A 13,916-nucleotide genomic window follows, 5' to 3' on the forward strand; every position below is an offset into this window, starting at 1 on the left:
ACAACGGAAAGGTTCTTACCCTGCTTGTCTCGTCGGGCTGACCCATGGTTGTTGCGGGCTGCATCCTTCATCTCAACGTGAGAGCCACCGTAGACGCCGTTTTGGCGTTGACGGGTGTGTGGGGAGGTTTTCAGCAGCCTGGTAAGTTCCACGTTAAAAACGTTCCCCCTCCTTGAGACCAGTAAGGGCTAAAACTGGTTGGCTTTTTTTTGTCGCTCGCAGCAGGATCATCCCGCTGCCTCCGTGGCTGACTTTCGCACCACCGCTAACACACCTGGAGGCAGTGACGGAGAGGCGTTTGGCTCAATTCCTGGTTTTTTTGGCGCTTAATCTTCCGGCGGCTTGTGCATCACCGCAGCGAGGCATGCATCTGGCACCCGCGCCTAGCCTTGCCCTCCAAACTATAACAGACGGAGCACGGACGTGTGTGAAGACAGCCCGCATATCTACCGGTGTATCGGCATTGGTTTCGGCCCCTCAAACATCGCGCTGGCAATCGCGCTTGAGGAAGCAGGGGAGCTAGACAATGTGCTGTTTCTTGAGAAAGCGGCAGCACCGGACTGGCAGGGGGAATTCCTGATCGATGGCAGCGACATCCAGCACAACCCGCTGCGTGATTTTGTAACCCCGCGCAACCCGGCCTCCCCTTACGGGTTCCTCAGCTATCTGAAGGCACAGGGGCGCCTGTTCGAGTTCCTTAACCTCGAAGCGCCTTATCCGCCGCGAACCGAATACGCTCGTTATTGCGTGTGGGTGGCACGTCAGTTCGACAGTGCGGTGCGTTACAGCTCGGCAGTGCGCTGCCTGAAATACACCGTGGCAGGGGGGCTTCCGGCAGTGCGGATCGAGCTGGAGAGCGGGCAAGTGTTCCTTGCTCGCAGCGTGAGCTTTGCACCGGGCCGGTCGATCCATGTCCCGGCGCCCTTTGCCGCGCATATGGGAGGGCGGATGGTGCATGCGGCGCAGTACCGATCCGCTGTGGCCCGCTGGCAGGACGAGGGCGTTATCCGGCGCATTGCCGTGATCGGCGCCAGCCAAAGTGCGGTGGAAATGCTGCTGGATCTTCCGGGCCACTTCCCGCAGGCGCAGATCACCGGCATCTGCCGGTCCTTTGGCTACAAGCAAAAGGACCTCAGCCCGTTCACCGAACGGGTGTATGAGCCTGAGTTTGTCGGCCGTTTCTACGATGCGCCTGAGGAGGCACAGAACAGCATGCGGCGGGAGCTGTGGCGCAGCAACTATGGCGCCGCCGACCATGACGTGATCGCGGCGCTGCAGTTCCGCATGTATGAGCAACGGGTCACCGGGCGCTCGCAGATCGTGCTGCTGGACAACAAGACCACGCTGGATATCACGCCGCTGGACGGGGCAGGGGGCTTTGAGCTGACACTGCTGGACCGGATGGATCGCAGCGAAACCCGGGCGGAATTTGATGCGGTCATTCTGGCAACGGGATTCCTTAACCACGGCAGCGCGCCGGAGGGCGAGCCCTTTCACCCGCTGCTGGCCGGCATTGCCGGTGAGGCCCGGTTCCGCGCGGATGGCGCGATTGCCCAGGCGCGGGATTACCGGCTGCTGACCAAGCCGGGCCTGACCCGGGCGCCGGTCTTCCTGAACGGGGTTTCGGAAACCAGCCACGGCTTTGGCGATGCCGGCTCCTTCAGCCTGCTGTCAGTCCGCTCGGCAGAGCTGGCCGGGTCGATTGCCGGAGTGCCGCTCCGGCCGCGGAACATTTCCACCGGCGCAGGGCAGGACACCCCCGCGCGGACGGTCCAACCCGCATGATGAGGCAGATTATGTTTGCATTGAAAGACAGAGAGACCTTTGACATCGAAACCCTGGTGCGCCGCGGCGAAAGCGCGGTGGCAACGCGCGAGTACAACGCCGACCTGCGGCGGCTGCTGCCCTGGCCGGGGCATGTGAACAGCAAGCGCCCGCTGACGGAATTCGGTGCCATCCTGGTGACCATCCGGCCGCAGGAGGACGTCGATGCCCACCGCCACGACGAGGAGGAGTGCTTCATCGTGACCGCGGGCCAGGCGGATTTGGAGATCGAAGGCCAGTTAACGCAGCTGTCCGTTGGCGACGTAGTCTATATCCCCCGCTTCTGGATGCACAAGCTGCGCAATCCGAACTCTGAATCCTTTGTTTTTGTTGATCTTTATTGGGATGGCAAGGGGCGCAGCTTTGAAACCTATTGTGCGGCTGAGCTTGAAGAGGCCCTGTGATGAAACCCGCTTCTGTCACCCCCGATTTCATCGTCACCCTGCCGCCGCCGACCCCGAACGGGGGGCTGCATGTGGGCCATATGGCGGGGCCATTTCTGGCCGCAGACATCTTTGCCAAGGCGGCTCAGGCGGGCGGCCAGAGCGTGCATGTGCTGTCCTTCAGCGACACCAATCAGTCCTATGTGCGGGCAACCGCCGAAAAGCAGAACCGCGATCCGGCGGAACTGGCCTCCGGCTGGACCCGCGACATTCTGGACACGCTAGAGATCTACGGCTGCCAGGTCGACAACTACTTTGAGCCGGGCCCGGCCTCGGACGGCTTTGTGCGGGACACGCTGCTGCGGCTGTATGAGCAGGGTGTGCTGAAGAAAAAATCTTTTCCGTTCTTGTATTTGCCGGATCAAGATCAGTTCTTGGACGAAGCCGGCGCCAGCGGGCTGTGCCCGCGCTGCCTGGATGACTGCAAATGCGGCATCTGCGAGGCCTGCGGGTTTCCGACCCAGGCGGACACGCTGCTGAACCCGCGGTCCACCAACGATCCCGCCGCCCGGGTTGAGGTCCGCCACGCCGAGGTGCTGGTGCTGGAACTGGAAGCCTGGCGCGATGCTTTGCGGCGCTTCCACAACTTCGGCACCGCGATCCGGCCAAAGTACCGCTGGCTGGTTGATGACGCGCTAGCCGGGCCGCTGCCGGACTTTCCGGTGACTGTGCCGGGCAGCTGGGGGATCAGCGCCGGGCACCCGGATCTGCCAGGGCAGGTCGTCAATGCCTGGCCGGAACTGGCGCTGAACTTTGTGCATGGCTACAAACAGGCGGCCGCCGCTGGCGGGGCGCCGAAGATTGTCAATTTCTTTGGCTACGACAACTCCTATTTCTACGCGATCGTGCATGTGGCCCTTCTGCATGCTACGGGCATGGAGCAGTTCCTGCCACATGCCACGGTGATCAATGAGTTCTACAACCTGGAAAACGCGAAATTCTCCACCAGCCGCGGGCATCTGATCTGGGCGCGCGACATTGCCGCCGCCTATCCGGCGGACCTGGTGCGCTTTTACACCGCGCTTTCGGCGCCGGGGTTCGAGCAGGGGAATTTCAATGCTCAGGACATGCAAGAGGTTGTTGAGCGCAGGCTGCTGGCCCCTTACAGCCGCATAGCAGCGGCAGCAGACTCCGCTGGCGGCAGTGCCGGGCTGCCGGATACGGCCGTGCGTGCGGCGGCGGCGATGGAAGCGCGCGTGGCTGCTAGCCTGTCGCTGGAGCGGTTCAACCTGCGGCAGGCTGCCGAGGACGTGCTGAAAGGGCTGGGCGCCATTGAGAGCGTCCAGGCGGCGCCGGGGGCGGGCAGGGACKGCGTGATGCAGATGCTGGGTGCCTGGGCGCGCGCCGCCGCACCGCTGATGCCGTCCCTTGCCAGCAGCCTGCAGCGGGTGCTGGAGGCCGGGCGCATCCCGGCGCAGCTGGCCGGGCTGGACACGGCAGGCGGCGCCGGGGCCCCGGCAGAGGAGCTGGCCGATGCCTGAGCAGATGCACCTTGCCTTCATGACCTTTTCCGTGCTCAAGGCGCCTTATGGCGATCCCGCGGTGCAGGAATTTGACGACCGGACGCCGGACACCTTTGCCGAAGCGGAAAGCAGCGATGGCTTCATCGCCCGCGCCAAGCCGGTGGAGGAAATTGCCTGGATGACCAACTACCAGAAGGACTGGGGGTGCTGGGGGCCGTTTGCGGTGCCGCGCTTCTATCCCGGCGGCACCTCCAGCGGCAGCTCCTACCAGGCGCAGACGCTGTCGGTCTGGCGCGACCTGCATTCGGTCTGGACCTTTGCCTATCGCGGTGCCCGCCACCGGGCTGCGCTGAAGCAATCCGCAGAGTGGTTCGGGCAGCAGGACTGGCCGATTTTTGCGGCCTGGTGGATCCCGGCCGCGCATCAGCCCGTCTGGCCGGAGGCCTGCGCCCGGCTGGAGCACCTGCACGACCAGGGGCCAACCCCGCATGCCTTTACCTTCAAGTCGGCCTTTGACCCGCAGGGCAGGCCCTGTCGGCCGAATGCCAGGCTGGAGCTGGAGCCTGCCTGAGCGGGCACGCAGGATGACGCAGACAGGATGAGGCAGCATGACCTTCGATCTTGAAACCTTTGCTGCGGTCATCGCGGTTTACGTGATGATCGTCATCAGCCCGGGACCTAATTTCGTCCTGATCACCCGCTACAGCCTGCGGCACACGGTGCCGCTGGCCTTTGCGGTGACATTCGGTCTGGCGGCGGGCGCAACGATCAATGCCTCGATCACCATGTTCGGCGTCGGGTCGCTGATTGTGGCTTACCCGGTGTTCGGTTTCATGGTGTCGGTCGCGGGCGGCGGGTTCATGGGGTACCTGGGGCTGAGCGCAATCGTCTCGGCCCTGCGGGAGCGCGCGCAGCTGCAGCCAGCAGGCCACGCCGGGCCGGTGGCGGCAGAGCAGCTGGAGACGGTGCCAGAGGCTGCACCCGCAGGGGAAAGCCTGGTTTCGGCGCTGAACAAGGGACTCTTGGTCAATCTGCTCAACCCGAAGGGCATCGTGTTCTTCATCGGCCTTTATGCGCCGCTGATCGCGCGGACCAGCCTGGCCACCAAAGGCGCGGTGCTGGCCGCGAGCTTTGTGATCGAGATCCTGTGGTACGGTCTGGTGATCCTGATCCTGGCCCGGCCCAGGTTCCGCGGCCTGTATGAGCGGGTCAGCTTTTCCATCGACTGCCTTCTTGGCCTGGTGCTGCTGCTGATCGGGATGCGGATCCTGCTGCAGGCCGGCACGTATCTATAGGAGCGAAAAGCCATGAGCGAATTCTCCGGCCACCGCCCGCAGCTGATCCTGCCGACCGCAGCCCGCCGCCCGGTTCCCGTCTTGCCGGAGTGGTTCCTGGACCGGCAGAACAGCACTTCTGACAGCGGCGGCGCTTGCGTGCTGCTGGCAGAGAGCGACGGGGAGAACTTCGAGGACCTGCTGGCAGCCTGGTGCCTGAACCTGGGGCGGCGGTGCGGTGTGCGGGCGGTGGTGCTGGATGATCAGCGCGATCCCGGGATATGCGCCCGGACTTTGGAGGGAATGTTTGCCGACGGGCTGCGCCCGGATGCAGCCATTGGCCATTTCTCCTCGCCGGTCGCGCGGCGGGCGGCACAGTGCTATGGCGCGCATGAGGTGCCGTTTTTTGCCCCGGGTTCCTCTGCCGATGATTTGGCGCAGGGCGCGCGCGCGCCGGTGTTTCAGGCCTTTGCCCGGGACAGCGGCCAGATCGCTGTGCTGTGCAGCGCGCTGAGGGGGGCGGGGCAGGCGGTGGCGCTGGGTCAGCCCGGCAATGCCGGTGCGGGTTTGCTGAACGCCTTGCAGGCGGCGCAGCCGTGTCCGCTGTCCGGATACAGCGGCATTGCCGGGGTGCCCGCCGGTCAGGTCGCGGGAAACCCGCTGGTGCTGCTAGGGTCCAAGGAATACGCGGCTGAGGCCCTGGCGGCCCTGTCCGGACAGGCTTTGCCCTCAGCCGTATACCTGTCTGATGACAGCCTGAATGCGGTTGCGGTCCGGCGGCAGGCGGCGCGGCTGGGGTGCCCGGTTTTTGTTGCGGCGCTGCACAGGCCCCGGCAGCAGGCCTGCCTTCTGGGGTTTTCGGTGGACAGTATCGAGCGTGATGCCGCCCGGCTGCTGGGGCGGCAGCCCGGGCCTTACTTTCTGACCGCCTGGATGGCGGTCTATCTGGCGCTTCGGGGGCTGCAGCGGGGCTGCCGGACGCCTGCGCAGATGCTTCACAGCCTGCAGGGGCAGAGTTGGCAGACAGTGTATGGCCCGCTGATCTTTGATGATTGCGGGCGGGCCGAGGGGTTTTCCTGGGAATTGAGGAGGGTGGCATGAGCCATGCAACAGATGCGGTGCGGCTGCGGCCCGCCGAAATGCGCAACAGCATTCCGGGCGCGGGCGGCGAGCGGTTTCATATCGGGCTGCTGCGCGGCGAACTGCAGGTCGAGCTTTATGTGCCGCAGAACGAAGACCTGCAGCAGCCGCACAGCCGGGACGAATGCTATGTGGTGATCCGCGGCTCCGGCCGGTTCCAGATGGGGGAGGACACCGTGCCCTTTGAGGCGGGCGATTTCCTGTTTGTTCCGGCGGGCATGGAGCACCGGTTCCTCGATTTTGGCAGCAGCCTGGAAACCTGGGTGATCTTCTACGGGCCGGAAGGCGGTGAGCAGCTTGGCTGACAGCCCACCGCATATTCTGGTTGCCGGGGCGGGCATAAACGGGCTGATGGCTGCCTATTGCCTGACCCGGGCCGGGGCACGGGTGACGGTCTGCGAGGCCGGGCCGGTGCCCAATCCCGGCAGCGCGTCGCATGGGGCGCACCGGCTGATCCATCCCTGGCCGCCTGCCGGGCGTCCGCAGGAGGCGGCAGCGGCAGAGCAAGCCCTGCCGCTTTGGCGCGCACTGCTGCAGGATTTGGGCTGCAACGGATTTGTGCAGACGGGGGTGCTTGTGGCCGCGCCGGAGGCCGTTGGCCCGCTCCCCGGGCCGCCGCCACAGCGGCTGCCGCCGGCCCGGGCCGATGCCATGCTGGCAGGTGCGGCGGAGATGCCCGGGACGGTTTCCTATGCAGAGTACGGGGTGCTGCTGGCAGAAAAGATCCTGATGGCGCTGTGTGTCGGTTTGAAGCGCCGCGGTGTTGCGTTCCTGCCAAGGGCTCCGCTGCGCGGCCTGGACACCGCATCCGGCAGAGCGGAGATCGCGGGCAGGGCACCGCAGCGTTTCGACGGGATCGTCTGCGCTTTGGGCTGGAAGGCGCGGGAACTGGCGCAGATTGCCGGGGCAGGGGAGATCCTCGCGCAGTTCAGCCCCCGCCGCAGTTACGTTGTCTACCTGCCCGAGGCAGAGCTGCCGGAAGCCAAACGCCCGCGAACGGCCTGGACGAGGTTCCTGGGGCAGGACTTGTGGGGGATGCCGGCGCTTGGCAAGCATGACTCCAAGTTCGGTTGCGGCCTGCTGACACACAGCGCTGATGAGCCGGTGCTGCCCGATGATGCGGTCCGAGCCACGATGGCTGCCGCCTATAGCTGTGCCGATCCGGCTTACCGGGCGCTGCTGAAGGGGCGGGTTGCATCAAACGTCTGGGCCCGGTGCCCGTTTCCCGGCATGGTTCAGCAGCGTGGGCTTTGCACAGTGATAATCTCGGACTCCGGCGGCGGCTTCAAGACCGCACCGCTGGCGGGGCAGGCCGCCTGCGAGGCCGTGCTTGCGGCGGTTTGAAGCGGGCAGGACCAGGAAACACAAAAGGAACAGAAGACATGACTGCAAAAGATCTGGAACTGCGCCCGCTGCGGGAAGGCGACAGAGCGGAATGGGCGCGGCTTTGGACCGGCTATCTGGCGTTTTACGGGACCGTGCTGGGCGAGGATATCTACGACGGGACCTTTGCGCGACTGATGTCGGGGGCAGCCTGGGAGCCGTCGGCGCTGGTGCTGGCATCCGCGGGAGGCGGGGAGGGGCCGCAGCCGCTCGCAGGGCTGGTGCATTTCCTGTATCACGCCCATTGCTGGAAACCATCGCCAGTCTGTTATCTGCAGGATCTCTATGTGGACCCGCAAGCGCGGGGGCAGGGGCTTGGCCGGCGGCTCATCGAGGGGGTTTACGCGGCGGCGGATGAGGCCGGTGCCAGCGGCGTCTACTGGATGACGCAGCATTTCAACAGCCAGGCCCGGCAGCTGTATGACCGCATTGGCGTGGAAACGCCCTTCATCAAGTATCAGCGCCCGTAAAAGGGTGAACGGAACCGGGTGCGCGGGGCCCGGTTCCGCCTGTGCGTCAGCTGTCTGCGGCGACCTCATCCAGGTGCCATAGCTTGGCGACGATCCGCCATTCGGAGCCGTCATGAGCAAACATCAGGTGGTCGGAGAACCGGTTGTTGTGGATCCTGACCCGCACTTTCACGGTTGCGGCGGCGTCTGACAGCATATCCACGAACAGGACTTCGTCCTCGCGCGGGGCGTTCAGGGAGGCGGGCGGAGACCGGCGCAGAATGGTGTCGCTGTAGCAGCTGATTGGGTCAGCAAAGATACGGCCGTCATCGGCGTCGAATAGGCTGGCAGCGGGGTGAAAGACCCGCTGCAGCAGGTCTGTGTCGCAATAGTAGAGCGCGTCGAAATACCGGGTAACAGCCTGGGTAAGCCCGGCAGGGGCATGGGTGGCATCCAAAGCCATGGCAAAGTCCTGTGAGTTTAGTGTTGCACGAGAGTCGAGGTGTTTGACACCGCCTGGCGCTGCTTGAAGCTGGAGAAGGCAACCACGGCTGCGAAGCCCAGCAGAACCGCTGCGATCATCGCCCAGCCAACGGAAGCGATCATCAGGCCGGAGCTGAAGGAGGCGAGCGCCGCGCCAAGCGCGATGCCGGTGTCGTTGATGCCCTGGAACAGGGATTTTTCGCTGTCCAGAAGCTCAGAGTTCAGCAGCGTCGTTGCGCCGACGAACCCGAAGTTCCATCCCAGCCCCAGCAGGATCAGGGACACGTAGAAATGGACCAGTTCAATCCCGGCAAGGGCGGTCAGGCCGGACAGGGCCAGCAGGACAGCGCCGGTGACGACGATGGCATTGGCGCCAAAGCGCGTAATCAAGGAGCCGGTGAAGAAGCTGGGGGCAAACATGGCGACCACGTGCCAGCGGATGACATCGCCGGCCTGAACGTCGCTGAATCCGCAGCCGACCATCGCCAGCGGGGTGGGCGTCATCAGCAGCATCATGCCGGCAAAGCTGCCGACCCCGCACAGCATCGCCCACAGCAGCCGCGGGCGGTGCCAGAGCGGCGCGGTCCTGCCGGGGGAGGTGTCCTTGGCGGCCTTGGTCTGCGGTGGTGCGAAGCGGGCGGCCGCAATTGGCAGTATGCCGGCCAGGGCGATGGCGGAGACCGCCAGATAGGCGCCCGCCAGCGGGACCGGGGCCAGCGCATCCTTGAACAGGCGGAAAACCTCGGGCGCCAGCAGTGCGGCGACCAGCCCGGAGCCAAGCGTGAGGGAGATCGCCTTGGCCTGGTGCGGGGCGTCAACCAGCTCTGCCGCGGCAAAGCGGAACAGCCCGAAGCTGACAACTGCAGCGCCAAGCAGCGCATGGGCAAGGCACAGCAGCACAAACAGCCCGTTGATTAGGCTGTAGGCCGCAAGCGCCCCGCCCAGCACCGCAAACAGCGCGGCCAGCAGGAACCCGGCCTTGCGTCCGCGCGCGCCCATCAGCATGGACATTGGCGTTGCGGTGAACAGCCCGGCCAGCAGCTGGACTGACACGGGCAGCGTGGCCAGGCCTTCGCCCGGCGACAGCTGCAGGCCTGCCAGCCCGCCAAGAATGATGAGCATCGGCATCGGAATCGTCAGAACTGTCGCGCCAAGAAGCACGAGCAGGAAATTTGGGCTTTTGATCAGCAGCATGGGTCCGTCCAAAGGTTTACATGCAGAGGGGATACAGCTTCAGGCACCGGATTTTATGTCAACGGCACGGTGATTCCGGCCAGACCGCGGACGGCCGGCGCCAGCGGAGCCCTGCAACCTGTGGAAAGTTTGGAAAAATCCTCTCTACTGATGGTAAAGTTGTGCTACGGCGCCGCAAAAGAGACGTTACGCGACGTCACAATTTGCTATGCGGGACCAAAGGCAAGCCGAAAGGGGGGCATGCGGATGGCGGCTCAGGAACGCAGGAAGATCAAAGTGGTCATGTTTTCCGATTCCCAGGTGCTGGATATTTCCGGCCCGGTGACGGTTTTTGAAGGCACAAACAAGCTGCTGCCGCCGGAGCTGGGGTATGATGTCTCGCTGATCTCGCCGGGTGGCGGGCCGGTTGCCACCAATGGCTGTATCGCGATCCAGGCGCATGGCAGCGTCGAAGCCGAGGATCTGCAAGGGGTGGACACGCTGCTGATCCCGGGCGGCAGCAAGGGCACGCCGCAGGCGATGCGGGATCCGGCCTTGCGGCGACTGGTTCAGCGCGCCAACGGCGAGAAGATCCGCATCATGTCCATATGCACCGGAGCCTTTGTGCTGGCGGAGGCGGGTATCCTGGACAACCGCAAATGCACGACGCATTGGGCCGAAATCGGCAACTTCCGGCGCCTGTTTCCCGGAATTACCGTCCTGACCGACGTGATTTACCACACTGAGGACAACATATGGACCTCGGCTGGGGTGGCCACTGGGATTGATATGGCGCTGGCCGTTGTCGCAGAGGATTTTGGACCGGACATTGCCCAGCAAGTGGCCCGGAACCTTGTTCTTTACCTAGCGCGGCCGGGTCATCTGGAGCAGATCTCGGAGTTCCTGCGCAATGTGCCGACACTTGAGGAAAAGCTCAACGAGCTGGTCATGTACATCCGCACCAACCCGGCCGCCAATCATGACGTGAACCGCATGGCGGAACGCTGCAACATGAGCACCCGCAGCTTCACGCGGAAGTTCAAGTCCGCCCTGGGCAAGACCCCGGCGGCGATGGTACGGGAAATCAGAGCCGCGCGGGCGGCGTTTTACTTGAAGAATACCGATTACAGCCAGAAGCGGATCGCAGCGCTGGCGGGCTTTTCATCGGTTGATGTCATGCGCCAGTGCATGAAGGCGGTTCAAAAGGACGAGGCGGACGCTGACTCCGGCTGAAAAATGCGGCAGCTGTCACGCTGCCACAAGTTGGTCCGGAATTGGACTGCCTGTGAGGGCGGCCTGGGGGATCATTTCCAAAGCTAACGCGCCCGGAAGGCAATGGCGGCCAAAGTTACCGCCAAATCGGCCAATACAGGAGACCTGCTGCCCGCGGGCTGGGAGATTCCCTTTCCCTGCCGCGAAAGGTGCTAATCCCTTAGTTGATTAACTGGTCAATGAATCTGCCAAAAGTGTCTTGAACTATCGTGAACTTGGCCGGAATTCCCAAAAGCTCCTGCCTAGGAAAACGGAGAGTTTATCACGTTTTTGCAATTTTGGAGTGCAGGGGAAATGATCGGAAACAGGGTAATGGAATCAAATGTGCGCAGCTACAACAGGGCGTTCGGGAGTACATTTGACCGGGCGGTAGGCGCTGAGATGTTCGACGAAACCGGCGGCAGGCATCTGGATTTTCTCGCAGGCTGCGGGTCTCTGAATTACGGGCATAATCACCCGGTGCTCAAGGCTGCGCTGATGGATTATGTGGCCCGTGACGGGTTGTGCATGTCGCTTGATTTGAACTCTACCGCGCGGTCGGTGTTCCTTGAGCGGTTTGAGCGCATTGTCCTGACGCCGCGCGGGCTGAATTATCTGGTGCAGTTTCCTGGCCCGACCGGGGCAAACTGTGTGGAGGCGGCAATCAAGCTGGCCCGCAAGGCGACCGGGCGCAGCAATGTCATCAGTTTTACCAACGGGTTTCATGGCTGTTCGCTGGGGGCGCTGTCGCTGACCGGAAGCAGCCATCACCGCTCCGGTTCGGCGGCCTTGCTGCAGCAGGTGAGCCGGATGCCCTATGAAGGCTATCTTGGTAACGGGCTGGACACCGCGGATTATATTGACCGGCTGCTGGACGACCCAAGCAGCGGCATTGATGCGCCTGCGGCCTTTGTGGTGGAGCTGGTGCAGGGCGAGGGCGGTCTGCAAACCGCATCCGCAACCTGGGTCCGGCGCCTGCAGGAGATTGCGCGCAAGCACGGGGCGCTGCTGATTGTGGATGACATCCAGGCGGGATGCGGCAGGACAGGCACCTTCTTCTCGTTCGAGCCGCTGGGCATCGTTCCGGATATAGTCTGCCTGGCCAAGGCGCTGTCCGGCTACGGGCTGCCGATGTCGCTGCTGCTGCTGAAGCCGGAACTGGATTGCTGGGAGCCGGGCGAGCACAACGGCACCTTCCGCGGCAACAGCCACGCCTTTGTAACCGCTGCTGCCGCGCTGGAGCATTTCTGGGCTGATCCTGAGTTCGCACTGGCCCTGGCGGACCGCTGCGCAGCGATGCAGCGCCACTGCGCACAGCTGGCGGACTGTTTTGGCCTGCGTGTCAAAGGGCGCGGCATGATGATGGGACTGGAATTCGCCGATGGCAGCCAGGCGGCGCCCGTGCAGGCGGATTGCGTCCGCCGGGGCCTGATTATCGAACGCTGCGGGCCGCATGACGAAGTGCTGAAGTTCCTGCCGCCACTGACGCTCAGAACGGAACAATTGGACGAAGGGTTTGCGATCGTCCGGCAGGCGCTGAGTGCGGTGCTGGGGGATAGGGATTGTACCGCTCAGCCTCATGTGCCGGAGCTGGAACCGGCATAACCCCTTTATTTTTTTGATCTTTTTCAACGTAAGGCAGGGCGGACCTGCTTTGCCCAGACAGAAATGAGTCCTGAAATGGCAAAAACTTTTGATGTCGCCGGTATCGGCTTTGGCCCTGCAAATATCGCCCTGGCAGCGCTGTTTGACGAAGAAGGCCTGTATCCGAATGCAGTGTTCCTGGATAAGTCGCACAATCCGGTCTGGCAGCAGGAAATGCTGTTTGAAAACGCGCTGGATATTCATTCGAATATTCAGAACATCCCGCACCGGGATCTAGCCACTCTGCGGTCGCCGCGCAGCAAATACACGTTCATGAATTACCTGCACAGCACCGGAAAGCTGCTGAGCCATCTGAACATGGATCTGCTGATGCCGATGCGGCCGGACTTTGCCGCCTATGTCGGCTGGGTTGCGGAGCAGCTGTCCGGCAATTTGCAGACCGGATGCGGGGTGGAGCGGATCACCATGCTGGACGAGGCGCACCAGCATGTCTACCGGATCGACATGCAATCGGGCGACCCCGTCTTTGCCCGCCATGTCGTGGTGGGCACCGGCCGGGAGCCCTATATCCCGCCTGCCTTTGACAAGCTGACTGCCTCTGGGCGGGTGTTCCACCTCAGCCGCTACAACAGCGCGCATAAGGCGCTGCTGAACAAGGGCGCCCGGAAGTTCGCTGTTGTCGGCAGCAGCCAAAGCGCGGTGGAAATTCTGTTGCATCTGTCCAAACATGAGCCGCGCCTGGAACTGCACAGCTTCATACGCCGCTTTGCCTTCCCGCTGAAGGACACCAATCCGTTCATGAGCGAGATCTACTTCCCGTCCTTCACCGAAATGTATTTTGAGGCCGGTAAGGAGCTGAAGGGGCGGATCGACCGGGATGTCTACCGCACCAATTACGGCGCCTGCGACATGGATGTGCTCGAGGAGCTGTACCGCCAGCTGTACTATGACCGGATGCACGGGGTGAACCGGATCACCATCAACCGGCTGACCGATATTCTTGCCGCCGAAGAGGCTGCCGAAGGGGTCCGTCTGACAGTCCGCGACGGCGAGACGGGCGAAACCCGCAGCGAAGTGTTTGACGGGGTGGTGCTGGCAACCGGGTTTCGCAATATCGGCAGCGACAGCCGGTCGGTACGGGTGCCGGGCATTCTGGAAGGGGTGCAGGCGCAGCTGGCGCTGGACGAGGAAGGCTGCGTTCAGGTGGACCGCTCCTACCGCGCGCAGCTGCAGCCCAAATATGCCAGCGCCGGCGCACTGGTGCTGAACGGGTTGTGCGAAGCGACCCACGGCATGGGTGATGCGGGTTCCCTATCGCTGCTGGCGCCCAGGGCGCAGACCATCGCCAACGCGCTGCTGCAGTTGGATCACGATTCCCATGCCGGTCTGGCGAGCGGCGTTGCGGCCCAATAGGCGGAAGGGTCTTTC

General features: G+C 63.6%; 14 protein-coding genes. 12 read left to right on the top strand and 2 right to left on the bottom strand.

Annotated elements, in window-relative coordinates:
- Positions 1–423: 423 nt before the first annotated feature.
- The 9 genes from A9D60_RS07085 to A9D60_RS07125 are packed head-to-tail and all read left to right on the top strand — an operon-like array spanning position 424 to position 7,997.
- On the top strand, positions 424–1,785 hold the full coding sequence (locus tag A9D60_RS07085) for a lysine N(6)-hydroxylase/L-ornithine N(5)-oxygenase family protein (RefSeq protein ID WP_065266922.1): 1,362 nt from the start codon (positions 424–426) through the stop codon (positions 1,783–1,785).
- Between the two features lie 11 nt (positions 1,786–1,796).
- Positions 1,797–2,228, top strand: a complete 432-nt coding sequence (locus tag A9D60_RS07090; RefSeq protein ID WP_175392914.1) for a cupin domain-containing protein — start codon at positions 1,797–1,799, stop codon at positions 2,226–2,228.
- Positions 2,228–3,748, top strand: a complete 1,521-nt coding sequence (locus A9D60_RS07095) for a class I tRNA ligase family protein (protein WP_065266924.1) — start codon at positions 2,228–2,230, stop codon at positions 3,746–3,748. Before A9D60_RS07090 ends, A9D60_RS07095 begins: the two co-directional genes overlap by 1 nt.
- Positions 3,741–4,301 (top strand): DUF3291 domain-containing protein, encoded by a 561-nt coding sequence (locus A9D60_RS07100; RefSeq protein ID WP_065266925.1) that lies wholly within the window; start codon positions 3,741–3,743, stop codon positions 4,299–4,301. The genes A9D60_RS07095 and A9D60_RS07100 overlap by 8 nt, the downstream gene beginning before the upstream one ends.
- A 37-nt stretch (positions 4,302–4,338) precedes the next feature.
- A complete protein-coding gene (locus A9D60_RS07105; RefSeq protein ID WP_065266926.1) occupies positions 4,339–5,025 on the top strand; it encodes a LysE family translocator in 687 nt (228 codons plus the stop codon).
- A 12-nt stretch (positions 5,026–5,037) separates the two neighbouring features.
- Positions 5,038–6,105, top strand: a complete 1,068-nt coding sequence (locus tag A9D60_RS07110; protein WP_065266927.1) for an ABC transporter substrate-binding protein — start codon at positions 5,038–5,040, stop codon at positions 6,103–6,105.
- On the top strand, positions 6,102–6,449 hold the full coding sequence (locus tag A9D60_RS07115) for a cupin domain-containing protein (protein WP_217492042.1): 348 nt from the start codon (positions 6,102–6,104) through the stop codon (positions 6,447–6,449). The genes A9D60_RS07110 and A9D60_RS07115 overlap by 4 nt, the downstream gene beginning before the upstream one ends.
- Positions 6,433–7,488, top strand: a complete 1,056-nt coding sequence (locus tag A9D60_RS07120; RefSeq protein ID WP_175392915.1) for an FAD-dependent oxidoreductase — start codon at positions 6,433–6,435, stop codon at positions 7,486–7,488. The genes A9D60_RS07115 and A9D60_RS07120 overlap by 17 nt, the downstream gene beginning before the upstream one ends.
- A gap of 38 nt (positions 7,489–7,526) precedes the next feature.
- Positions 7,527–7,997: a GNAT family N-acetyltransferase gene (locus A9D60_RS07125; RefSeq protein WP_065266929.1), complete on the top strand. Its 471-nt coding sequence runs from the start codon at positions 7,527–7,529 to the stop codon at positions 7,995–7,997.
- A gap of 46 nt (positions 7,998–8,043) precedes the next feature.
- Here A9D60_RS07125 and A9D60_RS07130 read toward each other — a convergent pair whose 3' ends face one another.
- Positions 8,044–8,439 carry a nuclear transport factor 2 family protein gene (locus tag A9D60_RS07130; RefSeq protein ID WP_065266930.1) on the bottom strand — a complete coding sequence of 132 codons (396 nt, stop codon included), beginning with the start codon at positions 8,437–8,439 and terminating at the stop codon, positions 8,044–8,046.
- 17 nt (positions 8,440–8,456) lie between these two features.
- Positions 8,457–9,653, bottom strand: a complete 1,197-nt coding sequence (locus A9D60_RS07135) for an MFS transporter (RefSeq protein WP_217492043.1) — start codon at positions 9,651–9,653, stop codon at positions 8,457–8,459.
- 246 nt (positions 9,654–9,899) lie between these two features.
- Here A9D60_RS07135 and A9D60_RS07140 point away from each other — a divergent pair, with 246 nt between their 5' ends.
- From A9D60_RS07140 to A9D60_RS07150, 3 genes are all read left to right on the top strand, one after another.
- Positions 9,900–10,865, top strand: coding sequence for a GlxA family transcriptional regulator (locus A9D60_RS07140; RefSeq protein ID WP_065266960.1), 966 nt, complete (start codon positions 9,900–9,902; stop codon positions 10,863–10,865).
- Positions 10,866–11,216: 351 nt separating this feature from the next.
- The gene (gene ectB / locus A9D60_RS07145; RefSeq protein WP_254656643.1) at positions 11,217–12,488 is read left to right on the top strand and encodes a diaminobutyrate--2-oxoglutarate transaminase; all 1,272 of its coding nucleotides are present in this window, start codon (positions 11,217–11,219) and stop codon (positions 12,486–12,488) included.
- A 75-nt stretch (positions 12,489–12,563) separates the two neighbouring features.
- On the top strand, positions 12,564–13,901 hold the full coding sequence (locus tag A9D60_RS07150) for a SidA/IucD/PvdA family monooxygenase (RefSeq protein ID WP_065266932.1): 1,338 nt from the start codon (positions 12,564–12,566) through the stop codon (positions 13,899–13,901).
- Positions 13,902–13,916 lie beyond the last annotated feature (15 nt).

It is taken from the genome of Leisingera sp. JC1 (genome assembly GCF_001679925.1).
Classification (GTDB): Bacteria; Pseudomonadota; Alphaproteobacteria; order Rhodobacterales; family Rhodobacteraceae; genus Leisingera.